At 66.2% G+C, this 25,633-nt stretch carries 25 protein-coding genes; 17 read left to right on the top strand and 8 right to left on the bottom strand.

Translation table 11 applies throughout. The features are described from left to right. Nucleotides 1-122: 122 nt before the first annotated feature. Nucleotides 123-1,814 carry a GMC family oxidoreductase gene (locus C8C96_RS05565; RefSeq protein WP_121941713.1) on the top strand — a complete coding sequence of 564 codons (1,692 nt, stop codon included), beginning with the start codon at nt 123-125 and terminating at the stop codon, nt 1,812-1,814. 14 nt (nt 1,815-1,828) lie between these two features. Further along, nucleotides 1,829-2,179, top strand: a complete 351-nt coding sequence (locus tag C8C96_RS05560; protein ID WP_121941712.1) for an antibiotic biosynthesis monooxygenase — start codon at nt 1,829-1,831, stop codon at nt 2,177-2,179. 36 nt (nt 2,180-2,215) lie between these two features. On the opposite strand, the gene C8C96_RS05555 is transcribed toward C8C96_RS05560, so the two are convergent. Both C8C96_RS05555 and C8C96_RS05550 read right to left on the bottom strand, forming a co-directional pair. Beyond that, nucleotides 2,216-2,545, bottom strand: coding sequence for a hypothetical protein (locus C8C96_RS05555; RefSeq protein ID WP_121941711.1), 330 nt, complete (start codon nt 2,543-2,545; stop codon nt 2,216-2,218). A 107-nt stretch (nt 2,546-2,652) separates the two neighbouring features. Beyond that, the gene (locus C8C96_RS05550; protein WP_099731499.1) at nt 2,653-4,005 is read right to left on the bottom strand and encodes an ammonium transporter; all 1,353 of its coding nucleotides are present in this window, start codon (nt 4,003-4,005) and stop codon (nt 2,653-2,655) included. Between the two features lie 352 nt (nt 4,006-4,357). Here C8C96_RS05550 and C8C96_RS05545 point away from each other — a divergent pair, with 352 nt between their 5' ends. The 5 genes from C8C96_RS05545 (at nt 4,358) to C8C96_RS05525 (ending at nt 8,815) form a co-directional block, all read left to right on the top strand. After that, the gene (locus C8C96_RS05545) at nt 4,358-5,116 is read left to right on the top strand and encodes a TSUP family transporter (protein ID WP_015012153.1); all 759 of its coding nucleotides are present in this window, start codon (nt 4,358-4,360) and stop codon (nt 5,114-5,116) included. Nucleotides 5,117-5,377: 261 nt separating this feature from the next. Beyond that, on the top strand, nt 5,378-6,142 hold the full coding sequence (locus C8C96_RS05540; protein ID WP_121941710.1) for an ABC transporter substrate-binding protein: 765 nt from the start codon (nt 5,378-5,380) through the stop codon (nt 6,140-6,142). A 157-nt stretch (nt 6,143-6,299) separates the two neighbouring features. Beyond that, nucleotides 6,300-7,082, top strand: coding sequence for an amino acid ABC transporter permease (locus C8C96_RS05535; RefSeq protein WP_056057473.1), 783 nt, complete (start codon nt 6,300-6,302; stop codon nt 7,080-7,082). Then, nucleotides 7,079-7,831: an amino acid ABC transporter ATP-binding protein gene (locus C8C96_RS05530; protein ID WP_056057470.1), complete on the top strand. Its 753-nt coding sequence runs from the start codon at nt 7,079-7,081 to the stop codon at nt 7,829-7,831. The genes C8C96_RS05535 and C8C96_RS05530 overlap by 4 nt, the downstream gene beginning before the upstream one ends. 96 nt (nt 7,832-7,927) lie before the next feature. After that, nucleotides 7,928-8,815 carry a DMT family transporter gene (locus C8C96_RS05525; protein WP_056057465.1) on the top strand — a complete coding sequence of 296 codons (888 nt, stop codon included), beginning with the start codon at nt 7,928-7,930 and terminating at the stop codon, nt 8,813-8,815. Between the two features lie 85 nt (nt 8,816-8,900). Here the strand turns inward: C8C96_RS05525 and mrdA are convergent, their stop codons facing one another. The 4 genes from mrdA to C8C96_RS05505 all read right to left on the bottom strand — a co-directional run bounded on the left by mrdA (nt 8,901) and on the right by C8C96_RS05505 (nt 13,684). Beyond that, a complete protein-coding gene (gene mrdA / locus C8C96_RS05520; RefSeq protein ID WP_116748637.1) occupies nt 8,901-10,841 on the bottom strand; it encodes a penicillin-binding protein 2 in 1,941 nt (646 codons plus the stop codon). Nucleotides 10,842-11,022: 181 nt separating this feature from the next. Continuing rightward, nucleotides 11,023-11,541, bottom strand: coding sequence for a rod shape-determining protein MreD (mreD, locus tag C8C96_RS05515; protein WP_056057460.1), 519 nt, complete (start codon nt 11,539-11,541; stop codon nt 11,023-11,025). Nucleotides 11,542-11,584: 43 nt separating this feature from the next. Further along, nucleotides 11,585-12,508 carry a rod shape-determining protein MreC gene (mreC, locus tag C8C96_RS05510; RefSeq protein ID WP_056742141.1) on the bottom strand — a complete coding sequence of 308 codons (924 nt, stop codon included), beginning with the start codon at nt 12,506-12,508 and terminating at the stop codon, nt 11,585-11,587. A gap of 132 nt (nt 12,509-12,640) precedes the next feature. Then, nucleotides 12,641-13,684 carry a rod shape-determining protein gene (locus C8C96_RS05505; protein WP_008907364.1) on the bottom strand — a complete coding sequence of 348 codons (1,044 nt, stop codon included), beginning with the start codon at nt 13,682-13,684 and terminating at the stop codon, nt 12,641-12,643. A gap of 207 nt (nt 13,685-13,891) precedes the next feature. Between C8C96_RS05505 and gatC the strand changes: the two genes are divergently transcribed. The 3 genes from gatC to gatB are packed head-to-tail and all read left to right on the top strand — an operon-like array spanning nt 13,892 to nt 17,147. Then, nucleotides 13,892-14,191, top strand: a complete 300-nt coding sequence (gene gatC / locus C8C96_RS05500) for an Asp-tRNA(Asn)/Glu-tRNA(Gln) amidotransferase subunit GatC (RefSeq protein WP_008907365.1) — start codon at nt 13,892-13,894, stop codon at nt 14,189-14,191. A gap of 12 nt (nt 14,192-14,203) precedes the next feature. Continuing rightward, nucleotides 14,204-15,697, top strand: coding sequence for an Asp-tRNA(Asn)/Glu-tRNA(Gln) amidotransferase subunit GatA (gene gatA / locus C8C96_RS05495; protein ID WP_121941709.1), 1,494 nt, complete (start codon nt 14,204-14,206; stop codon nt 15,695-15,697). Between the two features lies 1 nt (nt 15,698). After that, a complete protein-coding gene (gatB, locus tag C8C96_RS05490; protein WP_121941708.1) occupies nt 15,699-17,147 on the top strand; it encodes an Asp-tRNA(Asn)/Glu-tRNA(Gln) amidotransferase subunit GatB in 1,449 nt (482 codons plus the stop codon). 121 nt (nt 17,148-17,268) lie between these two features. Here gatB and C8C96_RS05485 read toward each other — a convergent pair whose 3' ends face one another. Together C8C96_RS05485 and pyrE are read right to left on the bottom strand one after the other, a co-directional pair. Continuing rightward, entirely contained in the window at nt 17,269-17,946 is a 678-nt protein-coding gene (locus tag C8C96_RS05485) for a DUF4124 domain-containing protein (RefSeq protein WP_370107348.1), read from the bottom strand. A 26-nt stretch (nt 17,947-17,972) separates the two neighbouring features. Then, on the bottom strand, nt 17,973-18,671 hold the full coding sequence (gene pyrE / locus C8C96_RS05480) for an orotate phosphoribosyltransferase (protein ID WP_121941706.1): 699 nt from the start codon (nt 18,669-18,671) through the stop codon (nt 17,973-17,975). Nucleotides 18,672-18,681: 10 nt separating this feature from the next. Here pyrE and C8C96_RS05475 point away from each other — a divergent pair, with 10 nt between their 5' ends. The 7 genes from C8C96_RS05475 (at nt 18,682) to C8C96_RS05445 (ending at nt 25,591) form a co-directional block, all read left to right on the top strand. Then, nucleotides 18,682-19,485: an exodeoxyribonuclease III gene (locus C8C96_RS05475; RefSeq protein ID WP_121943894.1), complete on the top strand. Its 804-nt coding sequence runs from the start codon at nt 18,682-18,684 to the stop codon at nt 19,483-19,485. Between the two features lie 26 nt (nt 19,486-19,511). Continuing rightward, a complete protein-coding gene (locus tag C8C96_RS05470; protein ID WP_056057444.1) occupies nt 19,512-21,419 on the top strand; it encodes a GspE/PulE family protein in 1,908 nt (635 codons plus the stop codon). Between the two features lie 194 nt (nt 21,420-21,613). Next, the gene (locus C8C96_RS05465) at nt 21,614-22,162 is read left to right on the top strand and encodes a molybdopterin-dependent oxidoreductase (protein WP_143227300.1); all 549 of its coding nucleotides are present in this window, start codon (nt 21,614-21,616) and stop codon (nt 22,160-22,162) included. After that, entirely contained in the window at nt 22,143-23,789 is a 1,647-nt protein-coding gene (locus tag C8C96_RS05460; protein WP_121941705.1) for a GGDEF domain-containing protein, read from the top strand. The genes C8C96_RS05465 and C8C96_RS05460 overlap by 20 nt, the downstream gene beginning before the upstream one ends. A gap of 23 nt (nt 23,790-23,812) precedes the next feature. Then, nucleotides 23,813-24,175: a response regulator gene (locus C8C96_RS05455; RefSeq protein WP_199737444.1), complete on the top strand. Its 363-nt coding sequence runs from the start codon at nt 23,813-23,815 to the stop codon at nt 24,173-24,175. Between the two features lies 1 nt (nt 24,176). Then, nucleotides 24,177-24,791: a hypothetical protein gene (locus C8C96_RS05450; protein ID WP_056057432.1), complete on the top strand. Its 615-nt coding sequence runs from the start codon at nt 24,177-24,179 to the stop codon at nt 24,789-24,791. A 161-nt stretch (nt 24,792-24,952) separates the two neighbouring features. Beyond that, nucleotides 24,953-25,591 (top strand): MBL fold metallo-hydrolase, encoded by a 639-nt coding sequence (locus tag C8C96_RS05445; RefSeq protein WP_121941704.1) that lies wholly within the window; start codon nt 24,953-24,955, stop codon nt 25,589-25,591. Nucleotides 25,592-25,633: the final 42 nt, after the last annotated feature.

Here is a 25,633-nt window from a genome sequence, read left to right as displayed (position 1 = left end):
ATCAATTCAAGCATCAGCAGCTACCAAAAATGTAGCAATAGGCACACACCCTATCGACAGGGCCTCCCCCATCCGCACAATGGCCCACCGTTACCACCTTTGATCGGCACCGCCCCTCCTCCATGAGCGACACCACGTTTGACACCATCATCATCGGCGGAGGCACGGCCGGTGCCTTGCTCGCCAACCGCCTGAGCGCCGACGGCCGCCACCGCGTGCTGCTGATCGAGGCCGGCCGCAAGGACGACTACCACTGGATCCACATCCCCGTGGGCTACCTGTACTGCATCGGCAACCCGCGCACCGACTGGCTCTACAACACCGAGCCCGACGCGGGCCTGAACGGCCGCACCCTGCGCTACCCACGTGGCAAGACGCTGGGCGGCTGCAGCAGCATCAACGGCATGATCTACATGCGCGGCCAGGCGCGCGACTATGACCGGTGGGCCGAGCTGACGGGCGACGCCAGCTGGCGCTGGGACAACGCCCTGCCCTACTTCCGCCGCCACGAAGACCACTGGCGCCTGGACCAGCCCGGAGGCGTGAACGAAAATTTCAAACGCCTGCACGGCAACAAGGCCACCGGCAGCACCGGCGAGTGGCGGGTGGAGAAGCAACGCCTGCGCTGGGACGTGCTCGACGCCTTTGCCCACGCCGCGCAGCAGGCCGGCATCCCCGCCACCGACGACTTCAACAGCGGCAGCAACGAAGGCGTGGGCTATTTCGAGGTCAACCAGAAAAGCGGCTGGCGCTGGAACACCGCCAAGGCCTTTTTGCGTCCCACCTGCTATGGCCGGCCCAACTTCGAGATGTGGACCAGCGCGCAGGCGTCCAAGCTCCTCATCGAGACCCAGCCCGATGGCAGCCAGCGCTGCACCGGCGTGTTGGTGTGGGACGGCCACGAGATGGTCACGGCCCGCGCTGCGGGAGAGGTGATCCTGAGCGCAGGCGCCGTCAACTCGCCCCAGCTGCTGCAGCTGTCGGGCATCGGCCCCGCCACACTGCTGCGCCAGCATGGCATCGATGTGGCGGTGGACCTGCCGGGCGTGGGCGCCAACCTGCAGGACCACCTGCAGATCCGCGCGGTGTTCAAGGTGCAAGGGGTGCAGACGCTCAACACCATGGCCAACTCGCTGGTCGGCAAGGCCAAGATCGGGCTCGAATATGCGCTCAAGCGCAGCGGGCCCATGAGCATGGCGCCTTCGCAGCTCGGTGCGTTCACCCGCAGCAGCCCCGACCAGCCCTATCCCAACATCGAGTACCACGTGCAGCCCCTGTCGCTCGATGCGTTTGGCGAGCCTCTGCACAGCTTTCCGGCCTTCACCGCCAGCGTGTGCAACCTCAACCCCACCAGCCGGGGCACGGTGAACATCAAGAGCGCCGACTTCAAGGCCGCGCCCGCCATCACGCCCAACTACCTCAGCACGCCCGAAGACCGCCAGGTGGCCGCCGACAGCCTGCGCGTCACGCGCCGCATCGTGGCCCAGCCCGCGCTGGCCAAATACCAGCCGCAGGAGTGGAAGCCCGGCGTGCAGTTTGAAAGCGACGAAGACCTGGCGCGCCTGGCGGGTGACATTGCCACCACCATCTTCCACCCCGTGGGCACCATCAAGATGGGCCGCGACGGCGACCCGATGGCCGTGCTGGACGCGCAACTGCGCGTGCGCAATGGGCGCGGCGGCCTGGTGGCCGGCCTGCGCGTGGTGGATGCGGGCGCCATGCCCACCATCACCAGCGGCAACACCAACTCGCCCACGCTGATGATGGCGGAGAAGGCGGCGGAGTGGATCATCCAGGCAAGGCGGGCGGCGTGAGTACCATCGCGCCGATGTACTCCTCCACTTTCATCTTTGCGACCAAACAGTTCGACGACGCCTTTCACCGCCTGGACGAGGCGATTGCCACCGCCGCCCGTTCCATCGACGGCTACCTGGGCGAGGAGTCCTGGACGGACACGGGCAACGTCCTGGTATCCAACGTGTACTACTGGCAGTCGCTGGAAGCCTTGCAAACGCTGATGCAACACCCCGCGCACCTGAAGGCCAAGGCCGCGCAGGCGCAGTGGCTCAATGGCTACCAGGTGGTGATTGCGCAGGTGCTGCGCACCTACGGCGACAACCAGCTGACCGGGCTGCTGCCCACGGCCGGGCTGTTCACGCAAGGCACGGCGCCCCACTGATCTTTGCAAGCCCTGGCGCCCAGGTCGCTGCAGCGTTCAGCGGATGCCGCCCACATAGCGCGGCACCTCGGGGGCGGGCTCAGGCGTCGGTACGGGGCGCGAGCGCACAGCCTGCGCCGCCACGTCCAGCAGCGGACGGCGCGGCGCTGCAAGGGGAGTGGCGTGCAGGGCGTGCTCCAGGCGGTCGGCCCACTCAGCCAGATCGGGCGCGTTGTCGTCTACAGCGCGCTGGCGCGCGAACCGCACGATCTCCTGCGCATAGTCGGCGTTGACCGCCATCCATTCGGTATCGGTCACGCGACCCGTTTTGCGCCGCAACAGCACATGCAGGTGGGCGGCAATTGCCAGCTTGTCGGAATCGGACATGGTCGGCTCCTTAATGCATTGGGGTCATCCATCGGACTGCACCCGCTGGCCCGCGTTGCACAACGATGCGGGAGCGGGGAAGGCCTGCCGGGTCTCTCGGGGCTCATTCAGCCGCCCAGGCGCTCGCGGTGCTGGGCAATGTCCAGCCCCGTCTGTTCGCTCTGTTCGTCCACCCGCAGGCCCATCGCAAAGTTGATGACCCACAGCAGCGCGGCCGTCACCACCAGGCTGTAGGCCGCCACGGCGCCCACGCCGATGGCCTGGGTCAGCAGGCTGCCCGCCACCCCGCCCACGGTCTTGCTGGCCAGCACACCGGTGAGCAGCGACCCCACGATGCCGCCAACGCCATGCACGCCAAACACATCGAGCGAGTCATCCACCCGCAGCAGCCGCTTGAGCCCCGTCGCGCCCCAGTAGCAGGCCAGCCCGGCCACCAGCCCAATCACCACGGCCGAGCGCAGCGTGACAAAACCGGCGGCAGGTGTGATGGCCACCAGCCCCGCCACCAGGCCGGAGCACAGCCCCAGCAGCGACGGGCGCCCGCGCACCACCCACTCACCCAGCATCCACGACAGCGCACCGGCCGCAGCGGCCAGGTGCGTCACTGCCATGGCCAGCCCGGCGCGCCCATCGGCCGCGACCGCAGAGCCCGCGTTGAAGCCAAACCAGCCCACCCACAGCATGCCCGCGCCCGCCATGGTGAGCCCCAGGTTGTAGGGCTCAAACGGCTCGCGCCCATACCCCGCGCGGCGGCCCAGAAACCAGGCGCACACCAGCCCCGCCACGCCCGCGTTCACGTGCACCACCGAGCCACCCGCAAAATCCAGCGCGCCCATCTGCGCCAGCCAGCCACCCGGCTCCCACACCCAGTGCGCCACGGGCGCATAGACCACCAGTGTCCACAGGCTGATGAAGACGAGCATGGCCGAAAACCGCATGCGTTCCACAAACGCGCCCACCAGCAGCGCGGCCGTGATGATGGCAAAGGTGAGCTGGAACATCGCGTACACCGACTCCGGGATCAGCGGCGCAATGTGGCTCACGGCCAGCTTGCCCGCCTCCAGCTGAAAGTCGAGCCCGGCAAAGCCAGCACGGTCCCAGCCGCCAAGCCAGGCGCTGCCCGGTGTGAAGGCCAGTGAATACCCCGCCGCAAACCACAACAGGCTGACCAGCGCTGCAATGGCCACCACGCTGGCCATGGTGTTGAGCACGTTCTTCCTGCGCACCATGCCTGCGTAAAACAGCGCAATGCCTGGCAGCGTCATCAGCAGCACCAGGGCGGTGGAGGTCATCATCCAGCCGGTATGGGCTGCATTCACCGTGTCCTGGGCCACCAAGGCGGGGCGCGTGAGGGGCGCCGCGACTGCAGGCGCCTCTGGCACGCCCTGGGCCAGCGCGCAGGTGCACAGCCCCAGACACAACGACACGACCGCAAACACCCGGTGGTTGACTGCACGCATGCACGCTCCCTTTCGCAATTTGTTACAAGCGCATTGCACGAGCCATGCCAGCCAGTTGCCACCGAATCGGGGCACCGGGCGCCCCCGCAAGCCGTCCGGCGCCCAATAACGGGGGGCGGGAAACCCCCAATGCACCAGCAGGGTGCAGCCGTTACAGTCACGGCACTCGAAAGCGCGCTTCGGTGTGCCAAGCGAGGGGCCCGAGGAGACAACCTTTCTACCAAGAACCACATTCAAAACACCCAACGAGGTGTGAACCCTTTCAGGCGCTGGCGATCCCAGCGCCTTTTTCTTGCCCGCTCGATCCTGAGCGGTCCTGAATCGATAGCAGGCCCGGTGCGACAATCCTGCGATGGAATGGATTTTGATGACCCTGGCCTCGCTGCTCGCGGGCTTTGTGGATGCGATCGTGGGAGGCGGTGGACTGGTGATGGTGCCCGCGCTGTTTGCAGCTTTTCCGGGGGCGCCCCCCGCCACCCTGCTGGGCACCAACAAGGCGGCCTCGGTCTGGGGCACCGCCATGGCCACCTGGCAATACAGCCGCAAGGTGCAGATCCGCTGGTCGGCCATGCTGCCGGCCGCAGCCGCCGGTTTTGCCGGCTCGTTCGTGGGCGCCTGGGCCGTCACCGTGGTGTCGGCCGACTTCCTGCGCAAGCTGCTGCCCCTGGTGCTGCTGGGCGTGCTGCTCTACACCCTGGCCAAGAAGGAACTGGGGCGGCACCACACCCCCCGGTTTGCCGGCAGGGCAGAGGTGATCGCCGCCTGCCTGATTGGTGTGCTCATCGGCTTTTACGACGGGTTCTTTGGCCCCGGCACGGGCAGCTTCTTCGTCTTCTTGTTCGTGCGGCTGCTGGGCTACGACTTTCTGAATGCGTCGGCGTCTGCCAAGCTGCTCAACTGCGCCACCAACATTGCCGCGATTGCGCTGTTTGCCGCCAAGGGCCATGTGTGGTGGCACTTTGCGGTGACGCTGGCCGTGGCCAACGTGCTGGGCAGCCTGCTCGGCACCCACATGGCGCTCAAGCATGGCACCGGCTTTGTGCGGGGCATCTTCATCGTGGTGGTGAGCACGCTGATCCTGAAGACGGGGTACGACGCCTTTCTGCGGTAGGCCTGCTCTTCACGCACCAGGTGTCGGTTGCCAGGGTGGCACCCAACTTGCAACGCCCTGCAAGGCCTACCACCAGGGCGCTCCGAGGTCATCGGGGTTGCCCTGCATGGCCCCAATGTGAACGCGCGTCCTATAATTTCCGCACGTTTCCGTTTGATGACGAGGCCCATCGCCAATGGCGATGTCCGCATCCACCCGCTCCGGCCTGCCTACCCGCAGGCCGGATTTTTTGTACCTGAACCACCCCCGCAGGAACCTGTCATGCAATTTTTCAAGTCTGCCGTTGTCACCACCGTGGCGCTGTGCGCTGCCCTCGCCGTCCAGGCCCGCACGCTAGACGAAGTCAAGAAGGACGGCAAGATCATCGTGGCCACCGAGGGCCAGTTCGCTCCCTTCAACTATTTCGAAGGCACCAAGCTGACGGGTTTTGAGGTGGAAGTGGCGGAGCTGGTGGTCAAGAAGATGGGCCTGAAGCTCGAATGGAAGACCCTGGGCTTTGACGCCCTGCTGACCGGCCTGGGCCAGAACCGCTGGGACGCCGTGATCGCCTCGCACGGTGTGACCGACGAGCGCTCCAAGGCCGTGACCTTTGCCAATCCCCATTACTGCTCGGGCGGCATCATCGTGGCCATGGACGACAAGATCCGCAACGCCAAGGACCTGACCGGCAAGGTCGTGGCCGTGCAGACCGGCACCAGCTACCTGGAGCAGGTCAAGAAGGTCAGCGGCGTGAAGGAAGTGAAGAACTTCCCGCAAGACACCGACGCCCAGCGTGCCCTGATCTCCAAGCGCGTGGACGCCTGGGTCAGCGACAAGTTCGTGGCCAAGGAAGCCGCTGCCAAGAACGCCAAAGCCGGCTTCAAGCTGGGCGACATGCTGTTCATCGAGCGCATCGCCCCCGCCATGGCCAAGGGCAACACCGGCCTGGCCGATGCCTGGAACAAGGCGTTCACCGAAGTGCTGGCCGATGGCAGCTACGCCGCCGTCTCCAAGAAGTATTTCAACGAAGACGTGCGCTGCAACTGATGTGATGGCTTAGAACCTGGTCAAGATCTTGACCAGGTTCTTGCGGGTGCGCAGAGGGCTCGGGCCTGCTGCGCACCCTTTGCCGTTTCTGGTGGCGGGTGCATGATCGCCCTGCCCCAGTCCGATTTCCAACCAAGACCTTCTGGTCGTCTGATCCATGCTTCTCGCTCTTTGGCCACAAAGCTGGTCCCGACAGCAGCGCAGCAATGCCACGCTGGTCGCTGCACTGGTGGTGATGGTGCTGGCCCTCTCGTTGCTGGGCCAATTGCTGTCGTTCTTCCCTGACCCCATCGGCCCCAATGCCCAGGCGTTTTCTGAAGGTGCGCGCACCACGCTGTGGCTCACGCTGGTCAGCGGTGCCGTGGGCCTGGTGCTGGGCACAGCTGCGGCGCTGGCCCGCACCGCCCGCTGGACGCCCGTGCGCTGGATTGCTGGCGTGTACATCTGGGCCATTCGCGGCACACCGCTCTTGGTGCAGATCCTGTTTGTGTACTTTGCGCTGCCGGTGCTGGTGCCAGGGCTGAACCTGCCCGACTTTGCCGCCGCCGTCGTGGCGTTGGGACTCAATGTGGGTGCCTACAACGCCGAAGCGCTGCGCGCAGGCCTGCTGGCCGTGCCACGCGGGCAGACCGAGGCCGCCCGGGCGCTGGGCCTGGGCCGCATGCATGTGTTCATGGACGTGGTGTTTCCGCAGGCGTTCAAGATTTCATTGCCGCCGCTGGTGAGCAACTTTGTGGCGCTGCTCAAGGACTCTTCTCTGGCCTACGCCATCGGCGTGGTGGAGCTGACCAACGTGGGCAACCGCATCCAGTCGGCCACGTTCCAGCCCATCGCCACGCTGACCACGGTGGCCATCACCTACCTGCTGCTGACCACACTGGTCACACAGATCTCCAACGCCGTCGAGTACCGCTTTGACGTGGAGGGCCGCAACCAATGAACTCCAACGTTCCACCCAAGCCCTACATCGTGGCCGAGCGCGTGTGCAAGTCGTTTGGCGCGCACCAGGTGCTCAAGGACGTGTCCACCGTGTTCCACACCGGCGAGGTGACGGTGATCATTGGCGCCTCGGGCTCGGGCAAGAGCACGCTGTTGCGCGCCATCAACCGCCTGGAGCCCCACGACAGCGGGCGTATCACCATCGATGGCGTCGAGGTGTGCGACGACCTCACCACCCTGCAGCGCCAGCGCTGCGAGGTGGGCATGGTGTTTCAGCAGTTCAACCTGTTCGGCCACATGAGCGTGCTGGACAACGTGACGCTGGCGCCCCGCCGCATTCGCCGCACCCCGCGCACCCAGGCCAACGACGAGGCCATGCAGCTGCTGCGCCGCGTGGGCATGCAGGACCATGCACACAAGTACCCCTGGCAGCTGTCGGGCGGGCAGCAGCAGCGGGTGGCCATTGCACGCGCACTGGCCATGCAACCCAAGGTGATGCTGTTTGACGAGCCCACCTCGGCCCTCGACCCCGAGATGGTCAAGGAAGTGCTGGACGTGATGCGTGGCCTGGCCCGTGGTGGCATGACCATGATCGTGGTGACCCACGAAATGGGCTTTGCGCGCGAGGTGGCCGACCGGGTGATGTTCTTCGACCAGGGTCGTATCGCGCACGATGCCCCGCCGCAGGAGTTCTTCAGCAACCCGGCCAACGACCGCATCCGCGCGTTCCTGGGCCAGGTCAGCCACTGAACGGGCACGCTGCACACTCTGCAAAGCAGAGGCCACCGGGCAACCGGTGGCCCTTTTTCTTTGAACAGGTTCTTATTGGTTTGGAGAATTCTTCCAATGCGTACTGAACGCTGGGGCCTGATGGCCCTGCTGGCTGTGACCGTGGTGTGGGGCACCACCTTCCCGGCGATGAAACTGCTCTCGGCGCACCTCGACGCACTGCAGATCATCTGGCTGCGGTTTGTGATCGCACTGCTGGTGCTGGCGCCGCTGTGGCGCGGCATGCTGCGCCACGAGCGGCGCTGGGGCTGCGCGCTGGGGTTGCTGCTGTTCCTGGCGTTCTGGCTGCAGATCGAGGGCCTCGCGCGCACCAGCAGCAACCGCAATGCCTTTGTCACCGGGCTCAACGTGCTGGTGGTGCCGCTGATCGCCATGGCAGCGCTGGGGCGGCGCTACGGCTGGCGGCTGTGGGGCGCCTGCGTGATGGCGCTGGCAGGCATGGCGCTGATGTTCCACGAGAACGAGCCCTGGAACCTGGGCGATACGCTGACGCTGGCCAGCACCGTGTTCTATGCGCTGTACATCCTGGCGCTGGAGGAATGCGCGCGCCGCACGGCCGCACAGCCCCTGCGTGCCACCCGCATGGCCGCCGCGCAGGCCACAGTGATGGCACTGGCCTCCACTGCGCTGTTGCTGGTGCAAAGCGGCAACATGGAGTGGCTGCACTCTGCCGCCCAGCTGCCGGTGGACGCCTTGCTGGCCCTGCTGTACCTGGGCCTGCTGGCCAGCGTGGTGGTGGTGACGCTGCAGGCCTGGGGCCAGCAGCGCGTGGACGCCATGCGCAGCGCCATCGTGTTCGGGCTGGAGCCGGTGTTTGCCGCACTCACGGCGTGGATGTTGCTGGGTGAGCAGCTGGGCTGGGCCGGGCTGAGCGGGGCGGCGCTGATTGTGGCGGCGCTGGTGTTCAGCCAGCTTCAGCCGTCACCGCGCGCTGCCGGTGCCTAGCAGGCGCTTTTGAAGCAAAAACAGCTTGTAGCGCTAGTCGATACTGCGCCAATAGCTATCAATTTGATTGCAATCCAGTGCCGGATCAAGGAGCGACCAACGGCACCTCGCTGGCCTTGCGGGGCTTGCCCATGGGCGCACTGGCCAGGCCCTTTTGCACGGCGGCGATGTCTTCTTCGCTGGGGTACTCGCCCAGCAGCCAATAGTCAAACACGCGCCGCGCAATCGGAGCGGCGTGGGCAGCACCAAAGCCTGCGTTCTCCACAATGGCGGCCAGGGCGATGGTGGGGTTCTCGGCCGGGGCAAAGGCCGCAAACAGCGAGTGATCGCGCTGGTGCTCCTCCAGCGCCTTGGCGTTGTACTTCACGTTCTGGCCCATGGTCACGGCCTGGGCGGTGCCCGTCTTGCCGGCCGAGGTGTAGGGCGCGCCCATGAACACCCGCGTGCCTGTGCCGCCCTTGTTCACCGCCACCAAGGCATTGCGCACCAGCTCCACGTTTTTGGCCTGGTAGCCCAGGTTGATGCCAGGGGGCTGCACGATCTCGGTGATGGCGCCGGTGACCGCATTCTTCACCGCCTTGGCCATGTGGGGGCGATAGCGGATGCCTCCGTTGGCCAGCGTGGCCTCGGCCAGTGCTAGCTGTAGCATCGTGAAATTGTTGTAGCCCTGCCCAATGCCCAGCGACACCGTTTCGCCCGGGAACCAGCGCTTCATGTCGGCGCGTTTGTAGGTGTTGCGCTTCCACTCGGTGCTGGGCAGCGTGCCCCGCACTTCGCCGTTGAGGTCGATGCCCGTGGACTGGCCGAAACCCAGCGGCTTCATGAAGTCGTGGATGGCATCCACACCCATGTCCACGGCCAGCGAATAAAAGTAGGTGTTGCTGGAGAACTGGATGGCACGGTGCATGTCCACGCCCCCCAGCCCGCCCTCGTGGCTGCGGAAGGTGTGGCCGCCGAAGGTGTAGAAGCCGGGGTCGTTCACCACCAGGCTGGGCGAGCGCTTGTTCAGCTGCAACGCCGCCAGCGCCATGAAGGGCTTGTAGGTGGAGCCGGGCGGATAGGTGCCGCGCAGGGCGCGGTTGAGCAGCGGCTTGTCGATGGACTCATTGAGCGCGGCCCAGTTTTCGGCGTCAATGCCTTCGACAAACAGGTTGGGGTCGAAGGTGGGCTTGCTCACCAGCGCCAGGATCTCGCCATTGCGCGGGTCGATCGCTACCAGCGCTCCACGGCGGCTGCCATACAGCTCTTCGATGAGTTTTTGCAGCTTGATGTCGATGGACAGCATCACGCTGTCGCCGGGGGTGGCGGCGTGGCTGGAGAGCTTGCGCACAGCACGGCCACCCGCCGAGGTTTCCATCTGCTCCACACCTGTCGCGCCATGCAGGGCCGACTCGAAACTGTGCTCGATGCCGAGCTTGCCGATGTACTCCGTGCCCCGGTAGTTGGCCTCGTCCTCCGAGTCCTGGATGCGGGCCTTCTCGGTCTGGTTGATGCGTCCGATGTAGCCAATCGCATGGCTGGCCACGTCGCCCAGCGGGTAGTTGCGAAACAGCCGCGCCTTGATGTCCACACCCGGAAAGCGGTAGCGCTGGGCGGTGAAACGCGCCACCTCCTGATCCGTCAGGCGGGTGCGGATGGGCAGGGATTCGAAGTTGCGCGACTCTTCCATGAGCCGCTTGAAGCGGCGGCGGTCACGCGCCTGGATGTCCACCACCTTGGACAGGGCATCGATGGTCTCGTCCAGCACGCCGGCACGCGAGGGCGTGATCTCCAGCGTGTAGGCCGAATAGTTGGTGGCCAGCACCACGCCGTTGCGGTCCAAGATGAGCCCCCGGTTGGGCACGATGGGCACCACGGCCGTGCGGTTGCTCTCCGCCTGGGCTGCCAGGTCCTCATGCCGCACCACCTGCAGGTACACCAGACGCGCCGCCACCAGGCAGAACGCCGCCATCACCACCAGGCCCACCACCACGGCGCGCACCCGGAACCGCGAGGCGTCGGCTTCGCTGCTGCGCACCTCGGTCATGGCCTCACCCCTGAAAACACGGCCCAGAAGCTGGCTGCCTGTGTGACTGGAGCGGCCCAGGCCAGGGGACGCCGAGCAAGGGTCGCCCCGCCGCGAGCGCGTGGCAGCCCTTCCCGCAGCGCGCAGCACTGCGAGACAAGGGGGAGGCAGCGCTGCCGCTCAGGGGGTTGTTGCCTCATGTTCACAACGGCCGGTTCTGGTCTTTGTCGGGCGGGCGGCGCTGGGGCGCCAGCAGCACCCAGCTGGCCAGGGGCCACAGCAGCGCCTCCAGGAACGGGGCCAGAAAGCTCCAGAACCCCGGGAAAATTCCGCCCGCCGCCATGCGCAGCAGCAGCTCGATGGCATGAGCAACGGCAAACAGCGGAAACACCTGCAGCGCTTGCGATGGCACACTGAACCACAGCAAACGGCGGTGGATGGCGATGGCTCCGAACGACAGCACGGTGTAGGACAGCGCATGCTGGCCCAGCAGCGCAGACTGGCTCACGTCCATGCACAGGCCCAGCACAAAGGCCGCCCCCATGCCAATGCGCAGCGGCTGGTGCACGCCCCAGAACACCAGCAACACCATCAGCAGATCAGGCATCCACACCACGCGGCCCAGCGGCAGCATGTTGATGGCCAGACCCGCAGCCAGACTGGCCCAGATGAACACCGGGTTCACCGGCATCAGCAGGGGCTCACCCCGCGGCATGATCATCGCGGGCCTCCTTGTGTCGGGGTCATCGGGGCAAGGCGGCGGCTCATTTGCGGCCCCCGCGTTTGTTCGCGGGCGCGGCGGGGGCCGCATCCGGGCGGGGCAATTCGTTGTCGGCCAGGGGCTTGAGCACCACCACATGGCGCGCACCCTGCACCTGCGCCAAAGGCACGCAGTAGATGCGCGCAAACGCGGAGTCGGCACGACGCTCCACCTTCACCACGCGCGCCACGGGCAGGCCCGGCGCATACAGGCCGTCCACGCCGCTGGTGGTCAGCAGGTCGTCTTCGCGGATGTCCGCGTTGGCGGGCATGAAGCGCAGCTCCATGCCACCACCATGGCCCGCCACCGGGTCGCCATAGGCCACGCCGCGCACGCCGGTGCGGATGTTCAGCACCGGAATCGCCTGGTCACGGTCCACCAGCAGCGTGACTTCGCTGACCAGCGGAAACACACGGGTGACCTGGCCCAGCACGCCGGCCTCGTCCATCACCGGAGCGCCCAGCTCCACGCCGCCCAGCTGCCCCCGGTCCAGCACCACACGGCGCGTGTAGGGGTCTGCGGTGTCGTAGATGACTTCGGCCGCCTGGGCAGGGGTCTGGAGCCGGTCGCGCAGCTCCAGCAGTTTGCGCAGCCGCTGGTTTTCCATGGCCAGCTGGTCGGCCTGGTTGGCGCGCTGGCCCATCACGGTCATCTTCTTGCGGGCGGCATCCAGGTCTTCTTGCGCGGTTTGCAACGACTGGAAATAGCTGCGCCCGTGGCTCGCGAACTCCACCGGCTGCAGCATGAGCCACTGCACCGGGTACAGCACCGTGGCCACGGCCTGGCGGAAGGGGCCGGTAATCTGAAAGCGTGCGTCGGCCACCATGAGGAACAGCGCCAGCGCACTGAACACGGCCAAACGCGACAGGGCCGAAGGGCCCTGTTTGAAGAAAGGGGGAGCGCTGCGCTCCAGAGTACCCAAGGGCATGGTGCGCAGCGGTCAGGATCTGCCGCGGGGAGCGGGCTCCACGGGCGGGTGCTCAGAAACAAGCATTGGAGCAGGTGCAGTCATGCAATTCAGAGCGCAAAAAAAGTGCCTGCAGCATACAGGCCTGCCGACTTACTCGCTCGTGAAAATGCTGCCCAGGCGGTCCATGCGCTCCAGGGCGATACCGCAGCCGCGCACCACGCAGGTCAGCGGGTCTTCGGCCACCAGCACGGGCAGGCCGGTTTCCTCGGCCAGCAGGCGGTCCAGGTCGCGCAGCAGAGCGCCGCCGCCGGTGAGCATCATGCCGCGGTCGGCAATGTCGGCGCCAAGCTCGGGGGGGGTTTGTTCCAGCGCGTTCTTCACGGCCGAGACGATCTGGTTGAGCGGGTCGGTCAGGGCTTCCAGCACTTCGTTGGACGAAATGGTGAAGCTGCGTGGCACGCCCTCGCTGAGGTTGCGGCCCTTGACTTCCATCTCGCGCACTTCGGAGCCCGGGAAGGCCGAGCCGATGTTCTTCTTGATGGCTTCGGCGGTGGGCTCGCCGATCAGCATGCCGTAGTTGCGGCGGATGTAGCTGATGATGGCTTCGTCGAACTTGTCGCCACCGACGCGCACACTGCCCTTGTAGACCATGCCGCCCAGCGAGATCACGCCGACTTCGGTGGTGCCGCCGCCGATGTCCACGACCATGGAGCCGCTGGCTTCCGACACCGGCAGGCCCGCGCCAATACCGGCGGCCATGGGCTCTTCGATCAGGTAGACCGCCGTGGCGCCTGCGGCCTCGGCCGCGTCCTTGATGGCGCGGCGCTCGACTTGCGTCGAGCCGCAGGGCACGCAGATGATGATGCGCGGGCTGGGGGTGAACAGCGTGCGCGGGTGCACCATCTTGATGAACTGCTTGATCATCTGCTCGGTGATCACGAAGTCGGCGATCACGCCGTCCTTCATCGGGCGGATGGCTTCGATGTTGCCGGGCACCTTGCCCAGCATGGCCTTGGCCTCGTGGCCTACGGCCTGGATGACTTTCTTGCCATGGGGCCCGCCTTCGTGGCGGATGGCGACAACGGAGGGCTCGTCGAGCACGATGCCTTTGTCGCGGGCGAAGATGAGGGTGTTGGCTGTGCCAAGGTCAATGGCCAGGTCGGTGGAGAAATACCGACGGAAAGCTCCGAACATTCAAAAATCCTCTCGGGCACGGCATGCGCGTCGGCCTGCCATCGCCAGGTATTCAGGGGGGTGTTTATGGGCTTTTTTCACGCAATTGACTCCCATTCCAGGAGCTTTGCGGCAAAGCCGGGATAATACCCCATCCCCTGTGAATAACTCCCTCCGGCGCAGCCCGGATCACAGCTTTACTTCTGGTTTCTCTAGATTCTCCTCCCTATGGCACTGACCCCCCAGGACATCGGCCGCATTGCCAACTTGGCGCGGCTTGAGCTGACGCCCTCCGAAAGTGAGCGCATGCTCACGCAGCTCAACGGCTTCTTTGACATCGTGGAACAGATGCGGGCTGTGGATACCTCGGGCGTCACGCCCCTGGCCCACCCCGTCGCAGCTATCCAGGACGTGGCCCTGCGGCTGCGCGAGGACGTGGCCAGCGAGCCCAACCAGCGCGAAGCCAACCAGCAAAGCGCCCCCGCCGTCGAACGAGGCCTGTTCCTCGTGCCCAAAGTGATCGAGTAAGAGCCCCGCCGCATGACTTCCACCGCATTGCATGACCTGGGCGTGGCCCAGCTGGCCGCCGAGCTGCGCGAACGCCGCGTCTCGGCCGTCGAGGCCGCCCAGCATTTCCTCGCCCGCGCGCAGGCCCACCAGAACCTGGGCGCCTACGTGGCCGTGAACCCGGACATCACCCTGGCCCAGGCCCGCGCCCAGGACGCCGCCATTGCCGCAGGCACCGCAGGCCCCCTGGCCGGCGTGCCGATTGCGCACAAGGACATCTTTGTCACCAAAGGCTTCCCCAGCACTGCGGGCTCCAAGATGCTCGCTGGCTACCAGTCGCCCTTTGACGCCACCGTGGTCACCAAGCTGGCCGACGCGGGCGCCGTGACGCTGGGCAAGCTCAACTGCGACGAGTTCGCCATGGGCTCGGCCAACGAGAACTCCGCCGTCGCCCCCGTGGGCTTTGACGCCCCCGCCCCGGTGCGCAACCCCTGGGCCACGGACCGTATCCCCGGCGGCTCGTCCGGCGGCAGCGCCGTGGCCGTGGCCGCGCGCCTGGCCCCGGCCGTCACCGGCACCGACACCGGCGGCTCCATCCGCCAGCCCGCGTCGTTCTGTGGCATCACCGGCATCAAGCCCACTTATGGCCGCGCCAGCCGCTACGGCATGATCGCGTTTGCCTCCAGCCTCGACCAGGCCGGCCCCATGGCCCGCTCGGCTGAAGACTGCGCACTGTTGCTGTCCGCCATGTGCGGCCCGGACCCGGACCGCGACTCCACGTCGCTCGATGTTCCTGCCGAAAACTTCAGCGCCAAGCTCAACGACAGCATCGATGGCCTGCGCATCGGCATCCCGGCCGAGTTCTTTGGCGAAGGCCTGGCGCCCGATGTGCGCGCCGCCGTAGATGGTGCCCTGAAGGAATACGAGAAGCTCGGCGCCAAGCTCGTGCCCATCAGCCTGCCGCGCACGCAGCTGTCCATCCCGGTCTACTACATCATTGCCCCGGCCGAGGCGTCGTCCAACCTCTCCCGCTTTGACGGCGTGAAGTTCGGCCACCGCGCCAAGGACTACACCGACCTGGTGGACATGTACAAGAAGACCCGCGCCGAAGGTTTTGGCGACGAGGTCAAGCGCCGCATCATGATTGGCGCGTACGTGCTGAGCCACGGCTACTACGACGCCTACTACCTGCAGGCACAGAAGATCCGCCGCATGATCGCCGACGACTTCCAGAACGCGTTCAAGGAATGCGATGTCATCGCCGGCCCCGTGGCCCCCACGGTGGCCTGGAAGCTGGGCGACCACGGCAACGACCCGCTGGCCAACTACCTGGCCGACATCTTCACCCTGCCCGGCTCGCTGGCCGGCCTGCCCGGCATGAGCGTGCCCGCCGGTTTTGGCGAGGGCGGCATGCCCGTCGGCTTGCAGCTGCTGGGCAACTACTTCCAGGAAGCCCGCCTTCTGAACGCTGCGCACCGCCTGCAGCAAGCCACCGACTTCCACCTCCGCCGTCCGGAGGGCTTCTGACATGACCGCCAAACTGATCCATGGCTACGAAGTTGTCATCGGCTTCGAAACCCACACCCAGCTCGCCACCCAGAGCAAGATCTTCAGCCGCGCTCCCACCGCCTTTGGCGCCGAGCCCAACACCCAGGCGTGCGCCGTGGACCTGGCCCTGCCCGGCACCTTGCCGGTGATGAACCGCGAAGCCGTGGCCTGCGCTATCAAATTGGGACTGGCCCTCGGCTCCCACATTGCGCCCGTGAGCATTTTCGCGCGCAAGAACTACTTCTACCCTGATCTGCCCAAGGGTTACCAGATCAGCCAGTTCGAGATCCCGGTGGTGCAGGGCGGCGAGGTCGAGTTCTTTCTGGGTGACGAGAAGAAGACCGTGCGCCTGGTGCGCGCCCACCTCGAAGAAGACGCAGGCAAATCGCTGCATGAAGACTTCATCGGCCAGAGTGGTATCGACCTGAACCGCGCGGGCACGCCGCTCCTGGAGATCGTGACCGAACCCGACATGCGCTCGTCCGAAGAGGCCGTGGCGTATGCCAAGGAGTTGCACAAGATCGTGACCTGGATCGGCATCTGCGACGGCAACATGCAGGAGGGCAGCTTCCGCTGCGATGCCAACGTGTCCGTACGCAAGCCTGGCCAGCCACTGGGCACGCGCCGCGAGATCAAGAACCTGAACTCGTTCAAGTTCATGCAGCAGGCCATCGACTACGAAATTCGCTGGCAGATCGAGCAGATCGAAGACGGTCATGCAATCCAGCAAGCCACCGTGCTGTTCGACCCCGACACGGGCGAAACCCGCGCGATGCGCACCAAGGAAGACGCGGCGGACTACCGCTACTTCCCGGACCCGGACCTGCCTCCGCTACACATTTCAGAGCAGTGGGTGCAGGATGAACGTGCGCAGATGGCTGAATTGCCTCGCACCATGGCCGCCCGTTTTGTGGCGGACTATGGTCTGCCCGAGTACGACGCCACCACGCTCACGCAGAGCAAGGCCATGGCGGCATACTTTGAAGCTGCCGCCAAAGCCTGCAGCCAGCCCAAGCTGGCCAGTAACTGGATCATGGGAGAGGTGTCGCGCCGCCTGAATATGGCGGAGACCGGTATCGAGCAAGCTCCTGTGACTGCAGCGCAGCTGGCCGCATTGATCGGCCGCATTGCCGACGGCACGATCTCCAACAACGCCGCCAAACAGGTGTTTGATGCGCTGTGGATCGGAGAGTCGACCGAAGTGGATGCCGTCATCGAATCCAAGGGCCTCAAGCAGATGAACGACTCCGGCGCGCTGGAGAAGATCATCGACGAGGTGATTGCCGCCAACCCCGACAACGTGGCGCAGTTCCGCGCGGGCAAGGACAAGGCCTTCAACGCGCTGGTCGGCCAGATCATGAAGGCCAGCAAGGGCAAGGCCAACCCGACGCAGGTCAACGAACTGTTGCGCGCCAAGCTGGCGGGCTGACGCACGCCGACTGGCAACAACACCAACAACAAAGGGCCGCTAGGCCCTTTGTTGTTTGGATCTTCTCAATGGGGTGGCGGACGTCGCAGGCCAATGGCAGGTGAAGTGCCCCCCGCGGGCCTCACCGCGTGGCGGCTGGAGCGGAGGCGTCGCTGGCAGGCGTTGTGCCCGGCAGTGGCATGCGCTGCGCATCCCACAGTTTGCGCAGCTGGGCCAGCTCCACGTCAAAGCGCTGGTGCACGCGGCGCTTTTCCTGGTCCTGCCCGGCAATGAAGCGCTGCTGCTCGGCAATGCTGTCTTCGTTCTCGGCAATCTTGCGGCGCAGCGCCATGGGGGCTTTGTTGGGGTCCTTTTTGTAGAACTCCATCTCCACATCGAAGGCTTTGCTCTGCTGGGCCAGTTCGACCAGGCGCTTTTCGGCGGTGGCGGTCACGTCATCGACGAGCTGAATGGCCGCAGCGCGCTCCACATCGTGCGTGGCCTTGTCGGGATAGCGGGCCGTCAGCGCGCGCTCGCGGCGGCGCTCTTCCAGCTCGCGGGCACGGGCTTCGGCCTCTTTGCGGCGCTGCGCTTCTTGCGCGGCGCGTTCCTGCTCGGTCAGCGAGGGGCCAATTTGCCGCCGTACGATGCCCGAGGGCCCGAGCTCCCGCTGCTCGCGGTCCAGGCATTCGGCGATCGGACGGTCGGCCGTCAGGCGCCGGCCATTGCGGTCCACGCAGGTGTAGATGCCGCTGGATGTCCCGGGGGCTTGCGCCCGCGCCCAATCGGCGCCCAGGGTGGCCAACAGAACCCCGCCCATGATCCACGCCGATTTGCTCAAACCATCTACCCCTCGTTGACGCCGTAACGCTGGCGGTAGGCCAGCACCTTTTCGTGGTGGGAACGCATCCCCTCTTCCCCATTCTGCTCAAGAAAGAGCAATAAGTCTGCCAGCCGTGAAATGGCACACACCTGCATGCCCAGTTGGTTGCGCACGTACTGCACGGCGCTGTGGTCCACATCCTGGCCATTCTCGGTGGCTTTCTCCTGGCGGTCCAGCGCAATGGCCACTGCGTGGGGCGTGGCGCCGGCGGCGCGGATGATGGCGATGGACTCGCGGGCGGCCGTGCCGGCCGACATCACATCGTCCACGATGAGCACCCGGCCCTGGAGAGGCGCGCCCACCAGGGTCCCACCTTCGCCGTGGTCCTTGGCCTCCTTGCGGTTGTAGGCAAAGGGCACGTTGCGGCCCAGGCGCGCCAACTCCACCGCCACGGTGGCAGCCAGCGGAATGCCTTTGTACGCGGGGCCAAACACCATGTCGAATTCGATGCCGCTGGCCAGCAGGGCTTTTGCATAGAATTCCGCGAGCCGGCCGATCTTGCGGCCGTCGTCAAACAGTCCGGCGTTGAAAAAATAGGGGCTCAGGCGCCCGGCTTTGGTCTTGAATTCGCCAAACCGCAGCACGCCCGACTCGACGGCAAAACGGACGAAATCCTGCGCCAGCTGGCCCTGTTCGGGGGTTTGCACGCCAACATCCACCATGGGGAAATCCTTGTTCAAGTTAACCAGCCTCAATCTCAATGGCATCCGCTCGGCCACCAGCAAAGGCGTGGAAAGCTGGATGGCAGCCACGCGGCCGGATTGTATTTGTGTGCAGGAAGTCAAGGCCCAGGCCGCCGACATGGCCAACCGCTTCGAGCGCCTGGCCGACCTGCAGGGGCACTTCCACTTTGCCCAGAAAAAGGGCTATTCGGGCGTCGGCATCTACACGCGGCACGTGCCGTCGGATGTAGTCATTGGCTATGGATCGACCGAGTTCGATGCAGAAGGCCGATACGTCGAGGTGCGTTTTGACACGCCCGCCCGCAAGCTGTCGATCATCAGTGCGTACTTTCCCAGCGGCTCGTCGGGCGAAGAGCGGCAGCAGGCCAAATTCCGCTTTCTGGCGGAGTTCCACCCCCACCTCATGCGCCTGAAGGCAGAGCGCGACTTCATCCTGTGTGGCGACATCAACATTGCGCACCAGCAAATCGACCTCAAAAACTGGCGCAGCAACCAGAAGAACAGTGGTTTTTTGCCCGAAGAACGCGCCTGGATGACAAAGTTGTTGCACACAACTGATGAAGGCGGCGGCATCATAGACGTTTACCGTCAGTTACAACCTACCGCCACCGATACCGCCTACACCTGGTGGAGCAACCGCGGCCAGGCCTATGCCAACAACGTGGGTTGGCGGCTGGACTACCACCTGGCCACCCCTGCGATCGCGGCGCTGGCGCGTGCTGAACATATCTACAAGGGCGAAAAGTTCTCGGACCACGCACCCATCACGGTGGACTACGCACTGACCCTCTGAGCCCTGCCCCAGCCCCTCTGCCCCCGATGACCGACGCCAGCACCTCCGCCCCGCCTCCCGCCCACAGTTTTCGCCCCCAGAGCGCCGAAGCGCTGTGGCGTCAGATCTCCACCCCCCACCCCACGGTGGGCAAGGCCCGGCACCTGGGCGAGGCGCTGGTCCACGCGGGGCTGCTGTCCACGCCGGACCTGGCAGAAGGCCTGCAGGCGCAGCAGGAGGAGCGCGGCAATGGCGTGCAGCGGCCCATCGGCCAGATCCTGGTGGACCGGGGGGCACTCACCCAGGACCAGTTGCGCAGCGTGATTGCCACCTGGCTGGGTGAATACACCGTGCACCCCGGCGACATCACGCCGGAAGCGCCGGCCCTGGCACTCATCCCCCGTGCCGTGGCCGAGCGCGAATCCGTGCTGCCCCTGATCGCACGCGAGGACGCGCTGGTGCTGCTGATGGCGGACCCCTGGGACCGCGTGCTGATCGACGAGATCCGCTTTCTGACCCAGCGGCGGCTGATCCCGCTGCGCGCAGCGCCCGGCACGCTGATGCCCGCCATCCACAAGGCCTACCGCACCCGCCCTGCCGACGCGGGCGGGGCGGCAGCAGGCGCACGCGCCACCTCGCAGGAGTTGCTGACCAACCTGGCCACTGCGTCGCCAGACGCAGACACCGAGCAGGCCGACGTGATCAGCGAGTCGGACAACACCCTGGTGCGGCTCATCAACTCGGTGATTGACGAAGCCATCAGCCACCGTGCGTCGGACATCCACATTGAGACCGAACCCGCCCCGCACAACGTGCGCGTGCGCCTGCGCATCGATGGCGACCTGGTGCCCTACCTGGAGCTGCCCGCGCGCTACCGCTTTGCGATGGTGGCACGCATCAAGATCATGGCCAGCATGGACATCTCGGAGCACCGCAAACCGCAGGACGGCAAGATTGACTTTGCCCGCTTTGGCGGCCCTCCGGTGGAGCTTCGCGTGGTCACGGTGCCCACCTCGCGCGGACTGGAGGACGTGGTGCTGCGCCTGCTGGCAGGCGCCAAGCCCCTGCCGCTGGAGAACATCGGCCTGAGCCAGCCCAATCTGCTGGCGCTGCGTGCGGTGGTGCAAAAAAGCTATGGCCTGGTGCTGGTGTGTGGACCCACGGGCTGCGGCAAGACGACCACGCTGCACTCGGTGGTGCGCGACATCAACACCGCAGGCCGCAAGATCTGGACGGCCGAAGACCCCATCGAGATCACGCAGGAGGGCCTGCGCCAGGTGCAGGTGAACCCACGCATCGGCTGGACCTTTGCCGCCGCCATGCGAACCTTTTTGCGCGCTGATCCGGACGTGATCATGATCGGCGAGATGCGCGACGAGGAGACGGCGCGCATCGCCATCGAGGCCTCGCTCACCGGGCACCTGGTGCTCTCCACCCTGCACACCAACTCCGCGCCCGAGAGCATTGCGCGCCTGCTCGAAATTGGCCTCGACCCCTTCAACTTCTCGGACTCGCTGCTGGCCATCCTGGCGCAGCGCCTGGTGCGGCGCCTGTGCACCGCCTGCCGCGAGCCGCGTGTGGCCGACGACGACATGCTGGCGGGTCTGGCGTCGCAGTACCTGGAGAGTGGCACCCACAACACCGCCGAGGCGCGCCAGGCGCAGATCGGACGCTGGCGCCAGCAATACGGCGGCGCCCAGGGCGAGCTGCGGATGTGGCGCCCCGTGGGGTGCGCCAAATGCGAAGGCCACGGCTACCACGGTCGCCTGGGCATCCACGAGCTGATGATGAGTGACGAAGCCATTCGCCAGCACATCCGCCACCGGGCCCCGGCTTCGGACATCCGGCACTCTGCGCTCACCGCCGGCATGCTCACCCTGCGCCAGGACGGCATCGAAAAGGTGTTGCAGGGCCTGACCGACATGAGCGAAGTGGTTGCGGCGACCAACCTGTAGTCTTCAGCCCCGGCAGTCACCCACAAGCCCCCAAAAACCGTCAACAATTGTCAAAACCACCCATCTCGCGGCAATTTTCCGTTGGACGGCAGTCGGTTTTCCTGCTTTCACGGGCATAGTCAAGCCGTGCCAGCTGCCGCACCTGGAGCCATTCCAGGTCCCCGGCGCGCTGGCTGGATGTGAAAGTGGTGACGATGTTGTTCCGATTCCTGGCTGCCCTGCGGGCCCGCACAGACGCCACCCTGGTGGCCCTGCTCGGACCTTTGAGCCTGTGCCTGCCGCTGTGGGCCCACCCCGCCCCGCTGTGCCCAGCCCCCCAGGGCCGCAGCGTGCTGCAACTGCAGCCTGCCGGCGACGGCCAGGCGCAGGCCTGCGACCTGCAGGCCCTGGAGCGACTGCCAGCGCTAGACATCACTACCGCCCTGCCCCCCGCGCTGGGCATGGCGGGTACACACCGCTGGACCGGTGTTCCGCTGCGCCACCTGGTGGAGCAGCTCGGGGGAGGCGAACGCAGCCGCATCGTGCTGATGGCCCTGAACGACTATGCCGTCGTGATCCCCTGGAGCGACCTGCTTCGCTACAACCCCGTGCTGGCCTACCGGCGGGACGGCCAGCGCATGGGCATCCGCGACAAGGGGCCACTGATCCTGATCTACCCGTTTGATGCCCACCCCGCTCTGCAGCAGGGCCAGGACTACGTCAACCGCACCATCTGGCAGGTCCATGCTGTCTCCATCCGCTAAGCAGCAGCCCGCCGCCAGCAACACACGCACCACCCACCGGCTGCTGGCCCTGGTGGTGGCCATGGCTTTGGGCACCTCTGCGGCCCTGTGGTGGACGCTGCGCCAGGCCCAGGACCTTGCGCAGCCCCACCAGCAAAACGACCTCTGGTACATCGCCAGCGTGCACAACGAACTGGCGCGGGTGAGTCTGCTGGCGCGCCAGCTGCGGGCCCGGGAGGCCAGCGCGCAAGACCTGGTCGACCGGCTGGACGTGCTGTACAGCACCCTCGACACCAGCGGTCGCGGACCGCGCGTGAGCACCCAGCTGCGCGAGGCACTGCCGGACACCGCACAGGGCCTGGACGGGTTGCGCACTCAGGTGGAGCGCTGGTCGTCGCAGGCCAGCGGCAGCGCCAACGAGCCCGGCAGCACCGCGGCGCGGCGCACGCAGGCGACGGCCACACCCACTCAGGCGCTGCGCGTGGCCGAAGACATCACCCGCCAGTCCGATGCGCTGCTGGAGCGCCTGCGCCAGGCGGTGGCCACCGTGCACCTGTTCAGCACCCAGCAGACAGACCAGGCGCGCCAGCAGCTGCACCAGCGCTTCATCGTGCTCAGCGTGGTGCTGAGCGCTCTGCTCGTGGGCACCACGCTGCTGATTGCCCGGCTGGTGCAGGATGCACGCGCCGCCAAAGCCGCATCGCGGCAGCTGGCGCAAACCAACCGTGAGCTGGAAGACCGCGTGGCCCGGCGCACGCGCAAACTCGAAGAAAGCCGCGCGCTGCTGGGCTTCATCCTGGACACCAGCCCCAGCGACGTGCTGCTGGCCGAGGTCGAGAGCGGTCGCGTGCATTTCATCAACCACCGGCTGACCGAGCGCCTGGGGCTCAAAACCGCTCCTCAGACCCTGTTTCTGCCCGACCTGCTGCACGACCCCGACACACGCCAGCGCTTCATGCAGACCCTGGACCAGTACGGGCAGGTCGATGCCATGGAGGCGCAGATCGGCACCCATGCCCCGCGCTGGAGCTCGCTGTCGGCCCGCCTCATCGACGTCGAGGGCCAGCTGGCCCACCTGCTGTGGGGCTTTGACATCAGCACCCACAAGGCCCTGGAGGCCCAGCTGCGCGAATTGGCCACGCGCGACGCGCTCAGCGGCCTGCTGAACCGCCGGGCCTTCATGGTGCGCAGCACCGCCCTGTTCGACCACTGCCGCCGCCATGGACAACCTTGCACCGTGCTGATGATCGACATCGACCACTTCAAGCGCATCAATGACCGGTACGGCCACCAGATGGGCGACACCGCCATCCGCGCCTGTGCCGAGGCCATCGGCCAGGCCCTGCGCGAGGCCGACCTGCTCGGCCGCCTGGGCGGGGAAGAATTCGCCGCGCTGCTGCCCCATGCCAGCGCCGACAGCGCAGGCCAGGTGGCCGAGCGCATCCGGGGCGCCATCGCACAGCTGGGCCTGGCGTCGCCTGCAGGGCAACCGGTCACGTTCACCATTTCCATCGGCATGGCTGCCAGCGAGCGCCACCACACAGGCATCGAGCCGCTGATGGCCGATGCCGACGCGGCGCTCTACCGCGCCAAGGCCGCCGGCCGCAACCGGGTGCTGACCCACGAGGCGGCGCACCCCGAACTCTGACCTTAACCAACGACACAACAACCATGAGCCTGCGCCTTTTGATTGTGGATGACAGCCGCATGTCCCGCCTGATCCTGCAGGGCCTGGTGCAACAGACCCACCCCGACTGGACCATCGTGCATGCCAGCAGCGGCGAAGAAGCCTTGCAGCTGGCGCGCGAGAACCCCGTGGACCTGGTTTCCATGGACTTCAACATGCACGGCATGAACGGCCTGGATGCCGCACTGGCGTTGCGCCAGTTGCTGCCCCGGGTGCCCATTGCCATCCTCACGGCCAATGTGCAGAACGCCGTGCAGGAGCGCATCGAGGAAGCGGGTATGGTGTTCATTGCCAAGCCCATCACGGCCCAAGCCGCCCAACAGCTCATCGCCCTCGCAGGAGCCTGACATGCCCATCCAGCTAGACGCCGAACAGATCGATGCACTGAGCGAGATCTTCAACATCGGCGTGGGCAAGGCCGCCGCCGCCATGGGCAGCCTGCTGCGCGACGAGGTGCTGCTGTCGGTGCCGCATGTCAGCGTGTTCACCGTGAGCGAGGCGGCGCAGCAACTGGGCGCCCAGGGCCACCCCATGTATGGCGTGCGCCAGCCGTTTCGCGGCGTGCTCAACGGCGATGCACTGCTGATCTTTCCAGGCCACCGCAGCCTGGAGATCGTGCGCATCGTCGCCGGGCAGAACGTGCCCAGCGAAGACCTGAGCGCCATCGAGCAGGATGCGCTGACCGAGGTGGGCAACGTGATGCTCAACGCCTGCATCGCCGCCTTGTCCGACCTGCTGGGCCACGAGTTCGAACTGAGCCCGCCACGGTTCGACATGGGCGACAGCCGCACCATCCTGGGCACCCGCATCCAGAACCACCTGGTGGTGTTCCTGCACATCCGCTTTGAGCTGCTGAGCAGCCAGATCGAGGGCTTTGTGGTGTTCGTGCTCAACACCACGTCGCTCGAGGGCCTGCGCACCGCCGTGAACCGGCTGCTGGGCCGGCCTGTGGACGCCGACTGAGGCCCCAAGCGGCCGCCAAGGGACGGCGGGCGCTGCACAGACCCTGTGCGAAACTCGCGGCTGTTGCCTTCCGGCCCTGCCGCCGCCGCGCCAGCCCGCTATCGCCCCCTGGGAGAAAGCAGCCCTGGCCCGATGGGCGATGGGTTTACTGCCTCCATCCGATGCTCCGCTACCTCACCGTCCCCGTCACTCCTTTCCAGCAGAACGCCTCCATCGTCTGGTGCGACGCCACCCGGCAGGCCGCCGTGATCGACCCAGGCGGAGACCTGGACACCTTGCTGGCCGCGGTGGAAGAACACGGGCTGACGCTGTCCCAGATCTGGCTCACCCACGCGCACATCGACCACGCCGGCGGCACGGGCGAGCTGGCCCAGCGCCTGTCGCTGCCCATCGTCGGCCCCCACCCGGGCGACCAGTTCTGGATCGACGGGCTGCCGCAGCAAAGCGCCATGTTCGGCTTTCCGCCCGCGCAGCACTTCACCCCCACGCGCTGGCTGCAAGACGGTGACACCGTGCAGATCGGCAACGAGACGCTGGCCGTGCGCCACTGCCCCGGCCACACGCCCGGCCACGTGGTGTTCCACGCGCCGCAGATCGACCGCGCGTTTGTGGGCGACGTGCTGTTTGCGGGCAGCATTGGCCGCACGGACTTTCCCCAGGGCAACCACCAGCAGCTCATCGACAGCATCACGCAGCGGCTGTGGCCCATGGGCAACCAGACGGTGTTCATTCCTGGCCACGGGCCCGAGAGCACCTTCGGGCGCGAGCGGCAAAGCAATCCCTACGTGGGCGGTACCTGAGCACAGACCATTAATGCTCTCTTATTCATAGCACGCCGGGCA

Source organism: Acidovorax sp. 100 (assembly GCF_003688355.1).
GTDB lineage: Bacteria > Pseudomonadota > Gammaproteobacteria > Burkholderiales > Burkholderiaceae_C > Acidovorax > Acidovorax delafieldii.
This window is presented reverse-complemented; position numbering and strand designations above follow the sequence as displayed.

Coding starts and splice junctions, on each gene's coding strand:
- C8C96_RS05565 (WP_121941713.1), top strand. CDS start 123: ATGAGCGACACCACGTTTGACACCATCATCATCGGCGGAGGCACGGCC.
- C8C96_RS05560 (WP_121941712.1), top strand. CDS start 1,829: ATGTACTCCTCCACTTTCATCTTTGCGACCAAACAGTTCGACGACGCC.
- C8C96_RS05555 (WP_121941711.1), bottom strand. CDS start 2,545: ATGTCCGATTCCGACAAGCTGGCAATTGCCGCCCACCTGCATGTGCTG.
- C8C96_RS05550 (WP_099731499.1), bottom strand. CDS start 4,005: ATGCGTGCAGTCAACCACCGGGTGTTTGCGGTCGTGTCGTTGTGTCTG.
- C8C96_RS05545 (WP_015012153.1), top strand. CDS start 4,358: ATGGAATGGATTTTGATGACCCTGGCCTCGCTGCTCGCGGGCTTTGTG.
- C8C96_RS05540 (WP_121941710.1), top strand. CDS start 5,378: ATGCAATTTTTCAAGTCTGCCGTTGTCACCACCGTGGCGCTGTGCGCT.
- C8C96_RS05535 (WP_056057473.1), top strand. CDS start 6,300: ATGCTTCTCGCTCTTTGGCCACAAAGCTGGTCCCGACAGCAGCGCAGC.
- C8C96_RS05530 (WP_056057470.1), top strand. CDS start 7,079: ATGAACTCCAACGTTCCACCCAAGCCCTACATCGTGGCCGAGCGCGTG.
- C8C96_RS05525 (WP_056057465.1), top strand. CDS start 7,928: ATGCGTACTGAACGCTGGGGCCTGATGGCCCTGCTGGCTGTGACCGTG.
- mrdA (WP_116748637.1), bottom strand. CDS start 10,841: ATGACCGAGGTGCGCAGCAGCGAAGCCGACGCCTCGCGGTTCCGGGTG.
- mreD (WP_056057460.1), bottom strand. CDS start 11,541: ATGATCATGCCGCGGGGTGAGCCCCTGCTGATGCCGGTGAACCCGGTG.
- mreC (WP_056742141.1), bottom strand. CDS start 12,508: ATGCCCTTGGGTACTCTGGAGCGCAGCGCTCCCCCTTTCTTCAAACAG.
- C8C96_RS05505 (WP_008907364.1), bottom strand. CDS start 13,684: ATGTTCGGAGCTTTCCGTCGGTATTTCTCCACCGACCTGGCCATTGAC.
- gatC (WP_008907365.1), top strand. CDS start 13,892: ATGGCACTGACCCCCCAGGACATCGGCCGCATTGCCAACTTGGCGCGG.
- gatA (WP_121941709.1), top strand. CDS start 14,204: ATGACTTCCACCGCATTGCATGACCTGGGCGTGGCCCAGCTGGCCGCC.
- gatB (WP_121941708.1), top strand. CDS start 15,699: ATGACCGCCAAACTGATCCATGGCTACGAAGTTGTCATCGGCTTCGAA.
- C8C96_RS05485 (WP_370107348.1), bottom strand. CDS start 17,946: ATGGGCGGGGTTCTGTTGGCCACCCTGGGCGCCGATTGGGCGCGGGCG.
- pyrE (WP_121941706.1), bottom strand. CDS start 18,671: ATGGTGGATGTTGGCGTGCAAACCCCCGAACAGGGCCAGCTGGCGCAG.
- C8C96_RS05470 (WP_056057444.1), top strand. CDS start 19,512: ATGACCGACGCCAGCACCTCCGCCCCGCCTCCCGCCCACAGTTTTCGC.
- C8C96_RS05465 (WP_143227300.1), top strand. CDS start 21,614: ATGTTGTTCCGATTCCTGGCTGCCCTGCGGGCCCGCACAGACGCCACC.
- C8C96_RS05460 (WP_121941705.1), top strand. CDS start 22,143: ATGCTGTCTCCATCCGCTAAGCAGCAGCCCGCCGCCAGCAACACACGC.
- C8C96_RS05455 (WP_199737444.1), top strand. CDS start 23,813: ATGAGCCTGCGCCTTTTGATTGTGGATGACAGCCGCATGTCCCGCCTG.
- C8C96_RS05450 (WP_056057432.1), top strand. CDS start 24,177: ATGCCCATCCAGCTAGACGCCGAACAGATCGATGCACTGAGCGAGATC.
- C8C96_RS05445 (WP_121941704.1), top strand. CDS start 24,953: ATGCTCCGCTACCTCACCGTCCCCGTCACTCCTTTCCAGCAGAACGCC.